Annotated in this window: 13 protein-coding genes and 1 pseudogene; 3 read left to right on the top strand and 11 right to left on the bottom strand. The window is 41.7% G+C overall.

The window, feature by feature from the left end:
* Window positions 1-170 precede the first annotated feature (170 nt).
* Entirely contained in the window at window positions 171-1,076 is a 906-nt protein-coding gene (locus NFS18_RS17010; RefSeq protein WP_251392457.1) for a LysR family transcriptional regulator, read from the top strand.
* A gap of 213 nt (window positions 1,077-1,289) precedes the next feature.
* Here NFS18_RS17010 and pyk read toward each other — a convergent pair whose 3' ends face one another.
* Together pyk and NFS18_RS17000 are read right to left on the bottom strand one after the other, a co-directional pair.
* A complete protein-coding gene (gene pyk / locus NFS18_RS17005) occupies window positions 1,290-2,726 on the bottom strand; it encodes a pyruvate kinase (protein WP_251392455.1) in 1,437 nt (478 codons plus the stop codon).
* Window positions 2,727-2,784: 58 nt separating this feature from the next.
* Window positions 2,785-3,618 carry a hypothetical protein gene (locus tag NFS18_RS17000; RefSeq protein WP_251392454.1) on the bottom strand — a complete coding sequence of 278 codons (834 nt, stop codon included), beginning with the start codon at window positions 3,616-3,618 and terminating at the stop codon, window positions 2,785-2,787.
* Window positions 3,619-3,860: 242 nt separating this feature from the next.
* On the opposite strand from NFS18_RS17000, the gene NFS18_RS16995 reads away from it, so the two are divergent.
* Window positions 3,861-8,108, top strand: coding sequence for a 2-hydroxyacyl-CoA dehydratase (locus NFS18_RS16995; protein ID WP_251392453.1), 4,248 nt, complete (start codon window positions 3,861-3,863; stop codon window positions 8,106-8,108).
* Window positions 8,109-8,208: 100 nt separating this feature from the next.
* On the opposite strand, the gene NFS18_RS16990 is transcribed toward NFS18_RS16995, so the two are convergent.
* From NFS18_RS16990 to NFS18_RS16960, 7 genes and pseudogenes are all read right to left on the bottom strand, one after another.
* On the bottom strand, window positions 8,209-8,712 hold the full coding sequence (locus NFS18_RS16990; RefSeq protein ID WP_251392449.1) for a GreA/GreB family elongation factor: 504 nt from the start codon (window positions 8,710-8,712) through the stop codon (window positions 8,209-8,211).
* A gap of 46 nt (window positions 8,713-8,758) precedes the next feature.
* Window positions 8,759-11,113, bottom strand: coding sequence for an ATP-dependent DNA helicase (locus tag NFS18_RS16985; protein WP_251392447.1), 2,355 nt, complete (start codon window positions 11,111-11,113; stop codon window positions 8,759-8,761).
* Window positions 11,114-11,173: 60 nt separating this feature from the next.
* Window positions 11,174-12,025 carry a sensor histidine kinase gene (locus NFS18_RS16980; protein WP_251392445.1) on the bottom strand — a complete coding sequence of 284 codons (852 nt, stop codon included), beginning with the start codon at window positions 12,023-12,025 and terminating at the stop codon, window positions 11,174-11,176.
* Window positions 12,009-12,740: a LytR/AlgR family response regulator transcription factor gene (locus tag NFS18_RS16975; RefSeq protein WP_251392442.1), complete on the bottom strand. Its 732-nt coding sequence runs from the start codon at window positions 12,738-12,740 to the stop codon at window positions 12,009-12,011. Before NFS18_RS16975 ends, NFS18_RS16980 begins: the two co-directional genes overlap by 17 nt.
* Before the next feature lie 71 nt (window positions 12,741-12,811).
* Window positions 12,812-13,747 (bottom strand): SPFH domain-containing protein, encoded by a 936-nt coding sequence (locus tag NFS18_RS16970; protein WP_251392441.1) that lies wholly within the window; start codon window positions 13,745-13,747, stop codon window positions 12,812-12,814.
* Window positions 13,748-13,750: 3 nt separating this feature from the next.
* Window positions 13,751-14,194, bottom strand: coding sequence for an NfeD family protein (locus NFS18_RS16965; RefSeq protein WP_251392439.1), 444 nt, complete (start codon window positions 14,192-14,194; stop codon window positions 13,751-13,753).
* Between the two features lie 246 nt (window positions 14,195-14,440).
* Window positions 14,441-15,134, bottom strand: a pseudogene (locus tag NFS18_RS16960) (Eco47II family restriction endonuclease).
* Between the two features lie 133 nt (window positions 15,135-15,267).
* On the opposite strand from NFS18_RS16960, the gene NFS18_RS16955 reads away from it, so the two are divergent.
* On the top strand, window positions 15,268-15,723 hold the full coding sequence (locus tag NFS18_RS16955; RefSeq protein WP_251392438.1) for a very short patch repair endonuclease: 456 nt from the start codon (window positions 15,268-15,270) through the stop codon (window positions 15,721-15,723).
* 31 nt (window positions 15,724-15,754) lie between these two features.
* On the opposite strand, the gene NFS18_RS16950 is transcribed toward NFS18_RS16955, so the two are convergent.
* Entirely contained in the window at window positions 15,755-16,531 is a 777-nt protein-coding gene (locus tag NFS18_RS16950; protein WP_251392437.1) for a TIGR03915 family putative DNA repair protein, read from the bottom strand.
* 43 nt (window positions 16,532-16,574) lie between these two features.
* Complete coding sequence (locus tag NFS18_RS16945; RefSeq protein WP_251392435.1) at window positions 16,575-17,903, bottom strand: putative DNA modification/repair radical SAM protein; 1,329 nt, start codon at window positions 17,901-17,903, stop codon at window positions 16,575-16,577.
* Window positions 17,904-18,094 lie beyond the last annotated feature (191 nt).

Here is an 18,094-nt window from a genome sequence, read left to right as displayed (position 1 = left end):
TGGATATATCGCTGTCATCACTTCACTGGTCGGACACCTTGCAGCGCAGTGCAAGATGCCGTGTGAACAGTAACAATCATTTCACTGTTATCTGTATTTTCAGAAAAAACTGATTGCATTCTTATTTTATATAGCTTATACTAAAATTAGATTTATTAGGAGGTCTTATAATGGATATCAACTATGAATTATATAAAGTGTTCTATCATGTAGCATCAACATTAAGCTTCTCAGAAGCATCGAAACAACTATTTATCTCCCAGTCAGCCGTCAGCCAATCTATCAAGACATTGGAACGCAAGCTGGATCAGACATTATTTATCCGCAGTACAAAGCACGTACAGCTTACACCCGAGGGTGAAATCCTTCTCCGCCATATTGAACCCGCCATGCATTTTATCCGCAGAGGCGAAGCACAGCTTCTGGATGCCGCTTCCACCGGCGGACAGATTCGTATCGGAGCCAGTGATACCATCTGCCGCTATTTTCTCGTACCCTTTTTGGAGCGCTTTCACCGGGATTTCCCGGCGGCACATATTAAGGTCATCAATCAGACCTCAATCAAGTGCGTGGAGCTTTTAGAAACAGGACAGGTGGATCTGATCGTCACCAATTACCCTAACGCTTATTTGAGCAATGTCTCTTCCATTCACAAAATCAAATCCTTTAAGGACGTATTTATTGCAGGAAAAGCCTTTGAACAATTAAAAGACCAGCCTTTAAGTTACGAAGACCTTTCTAAATATCCGATTCTGATGCTAGACAAAAAGAGTACCACAAGCGAATTTCTGCACCGTCTCTTTCAGCAGCATCATTTGGATCTGGTTCCGGAAGTTGAACTGACCAGCAATGACCTGCTTATTGATCTTGCACGTATCGGTCTGGGAATTGCTTTCGTTCCCGACTTCTGTATCACAAAGCAAATGAGCGATTTGTTTATTGTAAAAACTAAAGAAGAACTTCCCGGACGTGAACTGGTAATCGCATATAATGAGCAGATCCCATTGACCAAAGCCAGTGAAGAATTTCTAAACTATTTCAAGTCAAATACCCCACAGCAAGATGACGGGGCATAACAGTTCAGCCTTCGGCTTCCTGTTACAGGCATCAAGCCATGCAAAACCACTTCGTGGTGGCTTGATGCATCTCTACCTGTACGCTATTTCACGGACTTTGCAGCCAGTGCAAAGTCCTGGGCTGAACTGTTACGACGGGCATCAAAATAAGAGAAACCCGGCATCAAACAGAAGATACTGCCATCTTCTGTTTGAAGTCGGGTTCTTTTTTGTCTACTCAACAGTTGCTATTCTCATCATATTACTTACACCGCTCTGTTCTTTCTGTACATTTGGAGACGGAATACCTGCTGTCAGGACAACCACGTCTCCCGTTTCTACATATTTCTTCACAGCAGCCAATTCAATGGCGCCATCACAAATATCATCTGTTGTCGTAAATTCCAATGACTTCAGCGGAATAACTCCCCAATAAATAGACATTCTGCGAAGGCTTCGTTCATTCGGTGTAATTCCTAGTATAGCCTGCTTCGGCCGGAGATTCGATACTACTCTGCTTGTTGCACCGGAAACAGTCGGCGTAATAATACACTTGGCATTCAAATTAGCTGCCGCCACAACAGATGAATATCCGATTGCGCTGGACAAATTGGACTTCAGGTGATCTCCTGCCTTCTCGATCATCTGATCGTAATCCAGGTGCTGCTCTGTATTCTCAATAATGTGTACCATCATCTGTACTGCTTCGATCGGATACTTTCCTGCTGCTGTCTCACCGGACAACATCACAGCGTCTGTTCCGTCATAAACGGCATTTGCAACATCAGTTACTTCTGCTCTTGTAGGACGTGGATTACGAATCATAGAATCCAGCATTTGTGTGGCAGTAATAACCGTTTTAAAGTTAGCATTACACTTCTGGATCAGCATTTTCTGCAAATACGGAACTTCCTCTGCCGGAATCTCCACACCCAGGTCACCGCGGGCAACCATAATGCCGTCTGCCGCACGGATAATCTCATCAATATTCTGAATACCTTCCGCATTCTCAATCTTTGCGATAATCGGCGTATACGGTGCGTTTAGTTCCTTCAAATATGCCTTAATCTCCAGTACACACTCTGCATTTCTTACAAATGATGCTGCAATAAAGTCTATCCCCTGCTCCACACCAAACCGAATATCTTCTTTATCTTTCTCCGTAATTGCCGGAAGACGCACCGGAACGTTCGGTACATTAACACCTTTGCGCTCTCCTAACTCCCCGCCGTTCAAAACTTTACATACAATTTCTGTATTTCCCTTGCTGACCACTTCCAGCTCAACCAGACCATCATCAATCAAAATCCGCTTTCCGGTATCCACATCATCTGCCAGACCTGTATAAGTGATCGACACTTTTGTTTCATCACCTACAATTTCTTCAGTAGTCAGAACAAATGTATCCCCCGACTTCAGCAAAACCTTTTTCCCACCCTTTAGCAGACCCGTTCGTATCTCCGGTCCCTTTGTATCAAGCAGAATTGCTACATTTTTGCGTTCTTCTTCACAAAGCTGCCTTAGCTGAACCATACGTGCCTTATGTTCTTCATATGAACCATGAGAAAAATTGAAACGCGCAACGTCCATTCCCTCACGGATCAACCCTCTCATAATCTCTGGTTCACTTGTTCTTGGTCCCATTGTACATACAACTTTTGTTTTTTTCATTGATTCTCTCCTTAAGATATGTTTTACTGTATCCATATGCTGCGCTGTTTCCATATTCTTATTTTACATGCTCATGTGTAAACAAATGATCCTGGCAATACTCAAAATTTCCATTACATTTGGAACAAAACCGAAATTCCAGCGTCGGATCGTCCAGTTCCGTTCTTCCGCAGACTGCACAGCGGTGTTTTGCCCCGCCTGCATAGGTCATGTGCGGTCTGGAAGTTTCCTTTTTGAACTTTCGTTTTCTCATCTGCTGCTTTGGCATATATGGCTTCATATTTCTGCTGGAAAGGAAAAATACAAGGAAATTCAGCAAGGAGGTTGCGATCGTAACCTTTATGACCATATTTCCCATAATAAAATCATAGAGAATAAATATGCCGTAAAAAATGCCCATCCACTTCATCTTAATCGGCAGGATGAAGTACAGCAGCAATTCCATATTAGGGTAACTGACCGCAATTGCCAAAAAGATAGACATATTGATATACATCGTATTGAAATAATTTCCGAATCCAACTGCATTGCCGCCCATAATAAAGTTCAGCAGAAAAGCACCTAGCACTGTAAACAGGATTCCCGAAAAGATATATACATTATACCGAAATGCCCCCCATGTTCTCTCTAATGCATTCCCCAGTGAATAATATAGCAACAGCATGATCACTGTGGTAAATACATTGCCAAGAGGCGGAATCAGCACCCATGAAATGATCCGCCAGATTTGTCCGTGCAGAATATACACAGGTTCCAGCGTCAGCATCCCCAATGTCCCGGGGATAAACATGTAAACACCATATCCAATGATATATCCGCCTATCAGATACATTGTCAGGTTCGGAATCGCAAAACGTCCGAACTTTCTTTCTAACTTATCTAACCAATTCAAATGTCTTCAATCTCCTCTTTTTAATATTGTTCTTAATTTTTATACATAAGTAATTGTATCCTCTGCCTGACCTTTTGTCAAACGGATGTTATCTATTTTCTGTAAAATAAATAATCTCGTTTATTTTTCCAATTGTCTTTTTTTTTGCTTTGTCGTATAATGTAAAAAGTTGTCGGGCGACTGACAGCATTTAATAGGAAATAACAGGAATATATTTTTGTAATAAAAAGGATGAGGTATATATGAATTCTAACGAATTACATACTTTAGGTATTGATATCGGTTCGACTACTGTAAAAATTGCGGTACTGAACAATGAAAATGAAGTTCTGTTTTCAGATTATGAGCGGCACTTCGCTAATATCCAGGAGACACTTTCCGATCTTCTCGGCCGTGCACTTTATACACTCGGCTCCATCCGCGTATCTCCGGTCATTACCGGATCAGGCGGACTGACACTGGCAAAACACTTAGGTGTCCCTTTTGTTCAAGAGGTTATCGCCGTATCCTCCGCGCTTCAGGATTATGCGCCCCAGACTGATGTAGCAATCGAACTAGGCGGCGAGGATGCCAAAATCATTTACTTTGAGGGCGGCAATGTAGAACAGCGTATGAACGGAGTCTGTGCCGGCGGCACTGGTTCTTTTATTGACCAGATGGCTTCTCTTTTACAAACAGATGCTTCCGGGCTGAACGAATATGCCAAAAATTATCAGGCACTTTATTCCATTGCCGCACGCTGCGGAGTATTTGCCAAATCAGATATTCAGCCGCTGATTAACGAAGGCGCTTCCAAGGAAGATCTTGCAGCGTCCATTTTTCAGGCTGTAGTCAATCAGACGATCAGCGGTCTCGCCTGCGGCAAGCCTATTCGCGGACATGTAGCTTTCCTCGGTGGTCCGCTTCACTTTCTGTCTGAACTTCGTGAAGCTTTTATCCGTACATTAAAGCTGGATGACGAGCATATAATCGTCCCCCGTCATTCACACTTATTCGCTGCGATCGGTTCCGCTCTGAATTCAAAAAAAGATACGCCGGTTGCATTGCGAAAGCTGCAGGAGCGTCTTGCCAGAAAAATTCAAATGGAATTTGAAGTTGACCGTATGGAGCCGCTTTTTGCCACCACAGAAGAATATGAGGCATTTATTACACGTCACAACCATCATCAGGTTCCGATGAAGGACCTGGCTTCCTATCGAGGCAAGGTCTTTCTTGGAATTGATGCCGGTTCCACAACAACCAAGGCTGCTCTGGTGGGCGAGGACGGAACTCTCTTGTATTCTTTCTATCACAGCAATGAGGGTGATCCACTGGGTACAACCATCGGCGCGATCAAAAATATTTACAGCCAGTTACCGGAAGGGGCAGAAATTGTTCATTCCTGCTCCACCGGATATGGAGAAGCATTAATAAAAGCTGCTCTTCTTCTGGATGAAGGAGAAGTTGAAACTGTCTCCCACTATTATGCTGCGTCCTTTTTTGAGCCAGATGTAGACTGCATTCTGGATATCGGCGGACAGGACATGAAGTGTATCAAGATCAAGAACCAGACCGTTGACAGTGTACAACTCAATGAAGCCTGCTCCTCCGGCTGTGGTTCCTTTATTGAGACATTTGCCAAATCACTGAACTATTCTGTAGAAGACTTTGCACATGAAGCATTATATGCCGGCAATCCAATAGACCTTGGAACCCGCTGTACTGTGTTTATGAATTCAAAAGTGAAGCAGGCACAGAAAGAAGGGGCTTCCGTTGCGGACATCTCTGCGGGATTGGCATATTCTGTTATCAAAAATGCTTTATTTAAAGTAATTAAAGTATCTGATGCCTCCGAACTTGGCAGCCATATCGTTGTACAGGGCGGAACCTTTTACAACAATGCGGTACTGCGAAGCTTTGAAAAAATCGCAGGCTGCGAAGCCATCCGCCCCGATATTGCAGGAATCATGGGTGCTTTTGGCGCCGCATTGATCGCAAGAGAACGTTATACCGAATGTAAAGGCACTACTATGCTTTCCATTGAACATATTGAAGCACTAGAATATTCCACCACAATGACCAAATGCAAAGGATGTACAAACAACTGCCGTCTGACAGTTAACCGTTTCAGCGGCGGAAGAAGCTTTATCACAGGCAACCGTTGTGAACGTGGACTTGGAAAGGAAAAGAGTTCTAATAAACTGCCAAACTTGTTTGACTACAAATTTCATCGGTATTTTGATTACAAACCACTGGAGGAATCAGAAGCCAGACGTGGTGTTATTGGTATCCCGCGTGTATTAAATATGTATGAAAATTACCCGTTCTGGTTTACATTTTTCAATACCCTGGGCTTCCGTGTAGTGCTCTCTCCGGCTTCTACAAGAAAGATATACGAACTAGGTATTGAATCCATTCCAAGCGAATCTGAATGTTATCCGGCAAAACTGGCACACGGACACATACAATGGCTGATCAATCATGGAGTCACACATATTTTTTATCCTTCGATTCCTTATGAAAGGAACGAATTTAAAGAGGCAAACAATCACTACAACTGTCCGATTGTAACGTCCTACCCTGAAAATATAAAAAACAATATGGATCCGATCATTCATAAAGAAGTAGATTTTATCCATCCATTTATAAATCTTCAGAACGAGGTAACCATTTCCTATCGACTAACCGAAGAATTGGCAGATAAGTTCCGTATTTCCAAAGAAGAAATCCGTCAGGCGGTTCATACTGCATGGGAGGAACTGGCTGCCTGCCGGGAGGATATGCGAAAAAAAGGGGAAGAAACCATCAGATTCTTAAATGAAACAGGCAATCGTGGTATCGTTCTTGCCGGACGTCCGTATCACATTGACCCAGAAGTTCACCACGGTCTGCCGGAATTGATCAATTCCTACAATATTGCAGTGCTGACAGAGGATTCCGTGTCTCATTTAAATCCGGTGGAACGTCCGTTAAATGTCATGGATCAGTGGATGTACCATTCACGTTTATATGCCGCTGCATCCTATGTAAAAACAGTGGATAATCTGGATCTGATTCAGCTTAACTCTTTCGGCTGTGGTCTTGATGCAGTTACTACCGATCAGGTGGCAGAGATTCTGACAAATTCAGATAAGATTTATACATCTTTGAAAATTGATGAAGTTAACAACTTAGGCGCTGCAAGAATCCGCATCCGTTCTCTTCTGGCTGCCATCCGTGTCCGCGAGCAACGCAAAGAGAAACACAATATTCAGCCGGCATCTGTCGAGAAGACTCCGTTTACAAAGGAAATGCGTAAGAATTATACCATTCTCTGCCCACAGATGTCACCGATTCATTTTGAACTGTTAGAGCCTGCGTTTCACGCCAACGGTTACAATATCAAGGTACTTCCAAACGACAACAAGCATGCCGTTGACATAGGACTAAAATATGTCAACAATGATGCGTGTTATCCATCACTGATTGTTGTTGGTCAGATTATGGAAGCGCTCCTTTCCGGAGAATACGACGCAGAACATGTTGCCGTAATCATCACGCAAACTGGCGGCGGCTGCCGTGCTTCCAACTACATTGGATTTATCCGGCGTGCCCTGAAAAAAGCTGGATACTCACAGATTCCAGTCATCTCACTAAATTTGAGCGGTCTGGAGAACAATCCTGGATTTACGCTTACTCCGAACCTCGTACTGCGCGGAATTTACGCAATTGTCTTTGGAGATATCTTTATGAAATGTGTATACCATATGCGCCCCTATGAAGCAATTCCGGGTGAAACCAATCGGATACATGCAAAATGGCTGAAAGAATGTAAGAAATTCCTGTCCATCGGTTATCCGTCCAGACGGAAGTTCAAGAAGCTCTGCGCAGACATCATCCACGACTTTGACAACATCCTGTTGTTAGATGTCAAGAAGCCTCGTGTCGGAGTAGTCGGCGAAATTCTGGTCAAATTCCTTCCGGCAGCAAATAATTACCTTGTCGAATTACTGGAATCTGAAGGTGCTGAAGCAGTTGTTCCAGATTTACTTGACTTTTTGCTCTACTGCTTCTACAACCAAAACTTCAAAGTATCCCACCTTGGACTGCCGAAATCAAAAGCTGTCATGGGGAATCTTGGTATCAAAGTTCTGGAATGGTTCCGTGCTCCGGCTACAAAAGCATTTAAAGCAAGTAATCACTTTGAAGCACCGGCAAAAATTCAGGATTTGGCAAACATGGCTTCAGAGATTGTATCTCTCGGCAACCAGACCGGAGAGGGCTGGTTCTTAACCGGAGAAATGCTGGAACTGATCCACAGCGGCGCAGGCAACATTGTATGTACACAGCCGTTCGCCTGTCTGCCGAACCATGTAGTCGGAAAAGGTGTTATCAAGGAACTCCGCAGACTGTATCCTCAGTCTAATGTAGTGGCAATTGATTTTGACCCGGGCGCCAGCGAGGTAAACCAGCTAAACCGGATTAAACTGATGTTATCGACAGCGAATAAGAACATGAATACAGAAAAATAAATATAGCGATCATTTGTCAATATGAAAAATCCCCCGTCTATGATGTTATTGTTACTGTTCAGTCATAGTATCCGGGGGATTTTTTAATTTCTCCGCAAATTTAGTAGCTTCGTATTCTGTCGTCTTCATCATTGTTTGTATTGATAATCTTTTTGATCACTGCATAATACCCATAATTATCGTTTACTTTTATAAATACACGGTCATTTAGTTTCTTACCAAGAATTGCTTTGCCGAGAGGGGATTCGATACTGATCAATCCATTGATGGAACTGCCGCGGACAGAAGTTACAAGTCGATAGGTTTCTGTTTCGTCATCTTCTTCAACGTACAATTCTACTGTGTTGTTGATTCCCACTTCATCATCTCGGGAAGCATCATCGATGATAATCGCTGTTTTCAGCATTCTTTCCAGATAACGGATTCGGCTTTCGTTACGGTTCTTGTCCTTCTTTGCCGCATGATATTCAAAATTCTCACTTAAATCTCCATGTGCCCTTGCTTCTTTTACTGCTTCAATAGCCTCTTTACGCACCACCAGCTTACGGTGCTCTATTTCCTCCTGAATCTTCTTTACATCACTCCTGGTCAGTTTATCCTTCATATAATTTTATTCCTTTCCAAATTAGAACTTACTTATTTTCATTTCATTACTCTTTCCAGAACGCCTCTACATACTTCTGCACATCTTCCAGCCGGCATTTTTCAAATCCTGTCCACTCTCTTGGGAAAATCTCCTGATACCGCCGTCCGAGAAAACGCTCGTCCAGCAAGAGAACCACTCCCTTATCTTCTTCTGTGCGAATCACACGCCCCGCCGACTGCAGAACCTTGTTCATTCCAGGATACAGATAAGCATAATCAAAGCCGGACATATTTTTTGCATCAAAGTATCCCTTGATAATCTCTCTGTCATTACATACCTGCGGAATTCCAGTTCCTACGATCATTGCGCCGATCAGCTTGTCTTCCGTCAGGTCAATTCCTTCGGAGAAAATACCTCCCATCACGCAAAATCCCACCAGAGGACACACTCTCTCTTCTTCAAATGTTTCCAAAAAGATTTCTCTCGCCTCTTCATTCATATACTGTGACTGTACAACACAGTCAATCTCGTCTTTCTGTTTTATCTGAAACTGTTCATAGACGTCCTCCATAAATCGATAAGATGGAAAAAATGCCAGATAGTTCCCCTTCTTCCCATGTACTGTACGCAGCAGATATTCTGCAAACCGCCCATACATATCCGGTCCGCGCATCGTATATTTGGTACTTACATCTGTTCCCAGCAAAATCAAGCGGTTTTCTTGCGGAAAGGAAGATTCTGCATACACAGCATAGTCATCTGTCTCCACACTTAACAATTTCTTATAATAATGAATAGGAAGCAGTGTGGCGGAAAAAAAGACGGTACTGTTTCCTTTTTCCAGATAATTATGCAAATTCACCGCCGGGTTAACACATAGGAGTTTTAACTTAAATCTGCCGCCAGATTCCATTTCTGTGTAAATTATATAATTTTCATCCAATATATCATAAATATTTAAAAAAGCCCTCACTTGAAAGTAGAAGTTCAGAACTTCTTCTCTCTTTCCGCTATTCTGACATTCTTCCAGATACCGTTCCAGTTCCTCCATTACATTCATCAGCTTCAATGCTATATGAGAAACACTGTCATGAATCTGATAATTCTCACATTCTCTTTTCAATTCCAAAAGCTGCTTATTACACTCGTCCAACCTTTTTGCTAATTTTACATCTTCTGTTTTTACAAGGCGGCGGATACTCAGTACATCTTCTTTGTAAATTTCTGCACTGTACATTTCTCTTCCGCGTTCCACCAGATTATGCGCCTCATCAATAAGAAAGATATAATTTCTCTCTCCACCCTCAGAAAAGAAGCGTTTCAAATGAGCGTTTGGATCAAACACATAATTATAATCGCAGATTACTGCATCTGCCCACAAAGAAACATCAAGTGTCATTTCAAACGGACAGACATTGTGCTTCTTTGCATGTTCTTCTAAAACCTCTCTTGTCAGCTTATAGTTACTTGTAATCAACTCAAACACTGCATCGTTCACCCTGTCATAATGTCCTTTTGCATAAGGACAGGCATCCGGATTGCAGTCTGTTTCCTCACAGAAACAGATTTTCTCTTTTGCTGTCAGCGTGATCACTTTATATTGAAGCCCCTGTTCCCGCAATGTTTGAAACGCCTGCTCTGCCACGGTTCTTGTAATTGTCTTGGCTGTCAGATAGAAAATCTTTTCTCCCAGCCCCTCTCCTACTGCGCGGACTGCGGGAAAAACTGTCGCCATTGTCTTTCCTACTCCCGTAGGAGCCTGAATAAACAATTTTTTCTTTCGCAGAATACTTCTGTATACAGCACTTACCAGATCCCGCTGTCCTTCCCTGTATGAAAAAGGAAATTCCGTCTGCCGGATCGAAACATTTCGTATATGCCTCCATTCAATCTGGATTTTCGCCCATTTTTCATATTTATGTACAAGTTTGGTAATCCATTCCTCAAGTTCTTCAATTGCATATCTCTCTCGGAAACGTTTGATATCTTCTGTTTCGATATTGCAGTAAGTCATCTGTATGCCAATCGCCTTCAGATGATTCTGCGCCGCATATATATATGCATAACATTTCGCCTGTGCCAGATGTATACCTACAGGCTTTTCTATATGATTTAAATCCCGCATTACCGCCTTGATCTCATCCACAAAAACACTGCCGTTCTCTTCAAAAATCCCGTCAGCACGTCCTTCCAGCTGAAGATAGAATCCTTCACATAAAAAATTCTCTTTTAACGAAACCTCTGCATGATAATCAGAACCCATACGCCGTTGAATCTTACGATGAATCCTGCTTCCCTGCTGCATGGCGTCCTTCTCCATGCTACCTGTTGTGCGGTTATCAATATCACCCTCTCTCAAAATAAATTCCACCAAATTGCGGACTGAGAGACGAATGACCTGTTCCTCTATGTTCCCCATATTTCTCCTAAGCCGTCATTCTTTAGATTTTGTTTTTTCATGCGTATACATGCACAAAAACTAGATTATCACCGTAAAGTGAATATAATTTTCACCGTTGATTTCTTCCTGACCGACCATGATCTCTCCGCCAGATTTATCTGTCAGGCTCTTGATGCGGGACAGCCCCATTCCCCGTTTTTGACCTGCTGTTTCTTTGGTAGAATATCCATATTCAAAAAAGCGTCCGATTTGTTCAAAAGACAGTTTTCTGTACTGATTGAAGACCTCAAACACAACCCTGTCACTTTGTGAATCCAGCAGGATCCTCACTCTTCCACCGCTCTCTGCAGCCGCTTCATAAGCATTGTCCATCAGTACTCCGATGATTTCAATCAGCCGATGTTCCGATGTTTGGGAAATCACTTCCCAGTTCCGCACTTCCACATCTGTTTCGACATTTTCTGGAGAACTGACGATCTTACTATACAGAAACCCTGCAAGTACCTTATCACTGATTCGCAGAAGAGGCAAGTACCTGTTGGCAGAATCCCGTCTTATTTCATGAATATATGCAGACTGCCTTTCTACCAGTTCATCATAGTCCTGTACAGTCAGATGCATATTTAAAATTGCATTGATGTGATTATCAAACTCATGCTGTCTGCCACGAATCTCTTTCACCAGTTCCTCCACCGGCTGAATATACAATTGGTAGAGCTTTAATTCCTTTTCCTGATTCTGAATAATATCTTCACTCAATTTCCGTTCTGCCATTCCACAGAAAACAAGAACGATAAGAAAAATAAAAACAATAATCATTCTCATATTCAGTGTCCGGCTGACCAGCAAATCTACAATAATATAAATTCCAATGATAAGTGAGACCACACAAAACACTCTGTACGGTATTTTTCTAAGAGAACGATCCATGTGTAATCCTCCTGACCTCTGCTTTATAAGTCACTCCAATATCTATCGTTGTGTCATACCCTTCCACTTGTATCACCTGATTAACCAAGTCATAATATCGGACAGCATTTTTATTCACCACAAACATCCGGTGGCACTGAAAGAACAGATTCTTTGGAAGTTTTTCCAGCAACTGACGGATAGACAGATACGGTACTTCCATCTGTTCTTTTTTCATACAGATACACACACCTCTTGAAATCGCCTTGCAGTATACAATCTCATCACAGGAAATTTTATAGTTGATTCCTTCCTTCTTCACTATAATAGACGGTTGCTGCTCCGCCTGTATATGAAACAGTACTTTATCTACCAGTTCTTGAATTTCTTCCTGTACATATGGCTTTACAATATACTGATAACAATGCAGCTTACGGTAAGCATCAATCTCCAGTCCCGCTATGGAAGTGATCATAACCAATGGTGTAAATTCATATTGTCTTATTGCCCGGATTTCTTCTGCAAACAAAAGACCTGATTTATCTTCTGTATCTTGCGGACACAAATTAATATCCAGTAAAAATAAATCAAAAGAAACGGTGCTGTCAAGCAGCAGTCTGGCTGTCGCCAGATCTGCTGCTGCATCCACCGTTACCTCACTGGACATATTCTGAAGCATCCTCGTAAGTACCTCTCTGCTTTGTTCTTCATCTTCCAGTATCAGTATCCTTGCCATAATTTACCCCTTAGCTATCTATATCTCTTAGATATCGGCTCATACCCGCTTTACAATTGTGTTACACAATCTCATTCAGCCTTGCTGTCCACAGCCGCTATCTCTGCAATCGTCTTAGTCAGTCCAGCAATTCCCTGCAATTCAGACGGAATAATAATTTTAGTTGCCTTACCGTCTGCTGCTTTAGCAAATGCTTCCAGACTCTTGAGTGTCAGAACCGTATTATCAGCCCCCGCAGCTTTGATATACTCAATTCCCTCCGCAGTTGCTTTCTGCACAGTGCGGATTGCCTCTGCCTGACCTTCTGCTTCCTTGATCCGTTTCTGCTTCTCTGCCTCTGCCTTCAAAATTGCAGCCTGCTTGGACGCTTCTGCCTCCAGAATTAAAGATTCTTTTTCACCTTCGGCTACAAGAATCGTAGATTTCTTCTCACCTTCGGCACGAAGAATTGCTTCTCTTCGTTCACGCTCTGCCTTCATCTGCTTCTCCATCGCATCCTGAATCGCCTTTGGAGGCATGATATTCTTAAGCTCTACACGGTTCACCTTGATTCCCCATTCATCTGTTGCAATATCCAGAATAGTTCTCATTTTGGCATTGATCGTCTCTCTGGAAGTCAGCGTTTCATCCAGTTCAAGATCTCCGATAATATTACGAAGTGTAGTCGCAGTCAGGTTCTCTATTGCCGTAATCGGACTCTCTACGCCATATGCATATTTCTTCGGATCTGTAATCTGAAAGAAAATAACAGTATCTATCTGCATAGTTACATTATCCTTTGTAATTACTGCCTGCGGTTCAAAATCCACAACCTGCTCTTTTAAAGATACCCGTTTTGCCACTCTGTCTACAATCGGCATTTTCAGATGAACGCCAACACTCCATGTCGCTTTATACCCTCCCAGACGCTCCAGAATATATGCATGCGCCTGCGGTACAATCTTGATACAAGATACCAAAATAATAATCACAATTAAAAATATAACTGCTGTCACAATCTTTGCCATAACTTATTCCTCCTCATATTTTCTTACGATCAATTTCACACCTGAAATGTTGATAACCTTTGCCAAATCTCCTGGATTTAAAATCTCCCCGTTCTGTTCCGTCCTTGTTGTCCATTCAAGACCGTTTACAACCGCAGTTCCTGTTTCCTGTACGTTATCAACCTTTTCTGTTATTCTAACCACTTTTCCGATAATCCCCTCATAATTCGTTTTTTCGTGATGGGAATTTATGTATTTTGCCGCAAATGGACGGGTAAATACAATCAGCACAAAGGATACGATCAGAAATCCCCACACCTGCCACCAGATGCTCAGCCCCGCCAGTTCCAGAATGAGCGCTACAAGTGCGCCGCCTGCCAGCCAGATTGTTGTCAAGCCAACTGTTGCGATTTCAATAATCAGAAATACAATCAACAGACCGAGCCAAATAAAAACTGCGTATTCCATACCTCTCCCTTCTTTCTATAATCTGAATTCATCAACTCTCTCTGATGTTGTTATCATCATATTCTTTCTTTTCTTATTATACAATACTTTTTGCGTGAATGCAGTGTTTTTCTGCGTGAATGACTTCTTCCATGTGCTCCTGTCGTTACTGTTCTACAACTGAATAATGCCGTCAAATCGTTGATCTAAACGATATTATAATGGTATGTCACGAGGTGTGAATGGTTATTTTTTTAATACTCAATTCTATTTTAGTCTTTTTACATATTCATAAAGCCGTTTAAGCATTCCGTCTTTATCTTCTCCTAATTCGCCACGGATTTTATCACCAAATCCCATATATGTACTGAATCCAAGCATATATACCGCCATTGCCATAGACAGCTCACCGTTTTCATCACCGTATAACGATGCCATTTTTCTTAGTTCATCAATAACCGTATCATGCGGTACTTCAACACCACCTTCTTCATTTAAAACAGAATTTATTACTTCTGGCAATACCATACACATTTTATAAAATGCATCTTCTTCTCTAGTCAGAATTGCATAGAACTGATCCATGCTTACCCGTTGGATTAATCTGTGCTGTACATTTTTCCCATCAACTTTTGTTGACCATTTTATATTCTGTGATTTCCACATATATTGTATGTACAATATCCCCATCTGGCATTTGTATTCCGTCTGGGTTTCTGTAAATAACATCCCAACCTGCCTGTGGAACTTCACAGCCTTTGAAATATGAAAAAATGTTCTGATGAAAATATCCTATATCATTATTATTTGACTTATCTCTCTGCCGGAAAATCTCATTACCCACAATTTCTTCCCAACTTGTACGGTACACTGATTTATCAAAGATCAGTTTGATAGGATCAATCAAATTATTATTAAACCGCTTCAAATCATACGATTCCAGTTTCTCCCCATATTTCATAATTGTTGCACGCACATGTTTCTTAAAATCTTCTTCTGATTGACTCCCCATATCCCATTTGCTATTTCTTATGTTTTTTGCTAATATAATTTCAATAAATTCTATCAATCCTAACCAGAAAGAAGGTATTTAAATGTCCCGAGATTCCGCCGCTATTTCAAACAATATGCGTAAAATTCACAGTAAAGATACCTCCATCGAACTCTTACTCCGTAAAGCTCTATGGCATAAAGGTTATCGCTACCGAAAAAATTATAAAGCCCTTCCCGGTTCTCCCGATATTGTTCTTACCAAATATAAAATTTCTATTTTCTGTGATAGTGAATTTTTTCATGGAAAGGACTGGGAGATTCTTAAACTTCGTCTTGAAAAGGGTAAAAATCCTGACTTCTGGATCAAAAAAATTGAACGGAATCGGAATCGTGATTACGAAAACGATAAAAAACTTCTATTTCTGGGTTATACCGTTCTTCACTTCTGGGGACAAGATATCGCCAAACATACAGATGAATGTTTGCAAGCAATCGAAGAATCTATCTGGGACATAAAATTTTCCGATGCTGTCACAGATTATGACATATCTGAATAAGGCATAAAGCAACACGACCTGAACCTACAACCTACAGTACGTCTACCTTCACGAATTCCGTCATCTCCGGACGGAACCGTAAAGGAAGATGATTCCGCTGGCACGTCGGATTCTCTCTCTCTTTGATGGAAATGGATTTGAAAAACTTTTTCCATAACTGCTCAAACTCCCGCTCCTTAGGCGATATATTTTCGGTCATTTCTATATTTAATTCAAAGTCCTGAAACAGCACCCATGTATATCTCGCCCGGTGCACAATACATTCTCTATGCATCTTATCATAAATAAGCCAGTTCTCAAGCGGAAACCTGTCTGTAAAATGATCCCCAAGACATGTCAGAACTTTGTTTTTCGGATTGATATCAGAAAACAAAACGCCATTCTCCAACTCACGAAACCGGATAAATTCAATAAACTGGTGTGATTCGTTCCCTACCCTTCTGCTCAATTCAAATACTTTTGCCACATCAGAATTACTCAGATGTTCCATGATCTTCTTACTATTCTTGATCGTGCGCGCTGCCTGCATGACATGAAATACTGCCTCTGCCTTATATGCATCATCAGACAATAATGCATGATATATATCCCAGTATGTATTATATCCAAGATGCTTCTGAATCAGCCTCTCAATAGCAATTGCTTTACGTTCTTCTTCCTGCACCTCGGTATATTCACAAAACAACTGCTGTTCCAATCTTCCCTTTAACCCAATCCCTACTTCTTCATTCCGCCGTTCCTTCCATGCATCATAAAACGCAGAAAACATTCCCGTGATTGTATCGCTGCATACATAGACCTGTTTCATTACATCACCTCTTTTCTCTGAGCCCATTCTTACATAATTATGTTTATCTGGTCAAATTCATCACCTGACTCTCAGTAAAATTCTTATCATCAAATAAGGATAACTGCTGATATGTCATTCCTGTTACAGAATCTGGAAGCTTCTCCTTTGTATTTAACAGATTCCGTGTAATATAGTCCTCTTCTATCTTCGTTTTATACATCATTTTTCCGTTGCATGTCAGAAAATAAAGAGCACGTTTTAGGACAACGCCCATCTTCTTTAAATCTTCAAACTGCAATATCCCCATTCTTCTCGCTTTTACAATTCTCAATGCCGACTTAACGCCGATTCCCGGAACACGCAGAAGCAGATCATATTCCGCACGATTGACCTCAACCGGAAATTGTTCCAAATGTTTCAGTGCCCAATTACACTTCGGATCAAGGAATAAATTAAAGTTCGGATTCACTTCATCTAACAGCTCCTTTGCCTCAAATCCATAAAACCGAAGCAGCCAGTCCGCCTGATACAATCTATGTTCACGCAGAAGCGGCGGTCCCTCATCACTTCGCGCCGGAAGCGCTTTATCCTTGTTCACTGCCACAAATGCAGAATAAAATACCCTTTTCAAATCGAACTTCTTATACAGCGATTCTGCCACATTCAATATCTGATAGTCTGATTCAGGCGTTGCACCAATAATCATCTGGGTGCTCTGACCCGCCGGAACAAAATGGGGAGCGTTCCGATACATCATAATTTCCTGTTTGTTCTCCTTCATCTTGTTCTGGACAAGACGCATAGGCGCAAGAATATTCTTTCTGGTCTTATGCGGGGCAAGAAGACGCAATCCCTCAGCCGTCGGCAGTTCCAGATTTACACTCATTCTGTCTGCCAGAAATCCAACACGCCGAATCAATTCTTCATCTGCACCCGGAATTGCCTTTACATGAATGTAGCCCTGAAAATTACATACTTTCCTCAGCCGGTAAAGGGTCGCATAAATCAGTTCCATCGTATAATTCGGACTTTTTAACACACCGGAACTTAAGAACAGACCTTCGATATAATTTCTCCGGTAAAACTCCATCGTCAAAGTACACACTTCTTCCGGTGAAAACGAAGTTCTGACCACATCATTCGAGGAACGGTTAATACAATACTTGCAGTCAAAGATACATTCATTCGTAAATAATATCTTCAAAAGAGAAATACATCTTCCATCCGCAGCAAAACTATGACAGAGTCCAGCCGCCCGGCAATTCCCCATACCTGTTCCATCACCATTTCTTGACACTCCGCTGGAAGTACATGCAACATCATACTTTGCCGCATCTGACAAAATCTGCAGTTTTTCATACATTGACATCTGAACCTGTATCCGTTCCATCTCCGGTTCCCCTCTCCTCTAAATTTCAAAAAGAACGTTCGTTCTGTATTTATCTTATCACATAACATCCAGATAATCAATACCTTTTCAGAACATTTGTTCCTTTTCTGTAACAGTTCAGCATAGGAGTTTGCACTTGCTGCAAACTCCGTAAAAATGTGTGATGGGAAAATAGAATCCGCCCTTTCACC

Source organism: Mediterraneibacter agrestimuris, from assembly GCF_943193195.1.
GTDB classification, from domain to species: Bacteria; Bacillota; Clostridia; order Lachnospirales; family Lachnospiraceae; genus Schaedlerella; species Schaedlerella agrestimuris.
The sequence above is the reverse complement of the archived record's forward strand: the minus strand, read 5'-3'. Positions and strand labels throughout refer to the sequence as shown.

Excerpts from the sequence above, each read along its gene's own strand:
- NFS18_RS17010 (WP_251392457.1), top strand. The coding sequence starts at position 171 with ATGGATATCAACTATGAATTATATAAAGTGTTCTATCATGTAGCATCA.
- pyk (WP_251392455.1), bottom strand. The coding sequence starts at position 2,726 with ATGAAAAAAACAAAAGTTGTATGTACAATGGGACCAAGAACAAGTGAA.
- NFS18_RS16995 (WP_251392453.1), top strand. The coding sequence starts at position 3,861 with ATGAATTCTAACGAATTACATACTTTAGGTATTGATATCGGTTCGACT.
- NFS18_RS16990 (WP_251392449.1), bottom strand. The coding sequence starts at position 8,712 with ATGAAGGATAAACTGACCAGGAGTGATGTAAAGAAGATTCAGGAGGAA.
- NFS18_RS16985 (WP_251392447.1), bottom strand. The coding sequence starts at position 11,113 with ATGGGGAACATAGAGGAACAGGTCATTCGTCTCTCAGTCCGCAATTTG.
- NFS18_RS16980 (WP_251392445.1), bottom strand. The coding sequence starts at position 12,025 with ATGGATCGTTCTCTTAGAAAAATACCGTACAGAGTGTTTTGTGTGGTC.
- NFS18_RS16975 (WP_251392442.1), bottom strand. The coding sequence starts at position 12,740 with ATGGCAAGGATACTGATACTGGAAGATGAAGAACAAAGCAGAGAGGTA.
- NFS18_RS16970 (WP_251392441.1), bottom strand. The coding sequence starts at position 13,747 with ATGGCAAAGATTGTGACAGCAGTTATATTTTTAATTGTGATTATTATT.
- NFS18_RS16965 (WP_251392439.1), bottom strand. The coding sequence starts at position 14,194 with ATGGAATACGCAGTTTTTATTTGGCTCGGTCTGTTGATTGTATTTCTG.
- NFS18_RS16955 (WP_251392438.1), top strand. The coding sequence starts at position 15,268 with ATGTCCCGAGATTCCGCCGCTATTTCAAACAATATGCGTAAAATTCAC.
- NFS18_RS16950 (WP_251392437.1), bottom strand. The coding sequence starts at position 16,531 with ATGAAACAGGTCTATGTATGCAGCGATACAATCACGGGAATGTTTTCT.
- NFS18_RS16945 (WP_251392435.1), bottom strand. The coding sequence starts at position 17,903 with ATGGAACGGATACAGGTTCAGATGTCAATGTATGAAAAACTGCAGATT.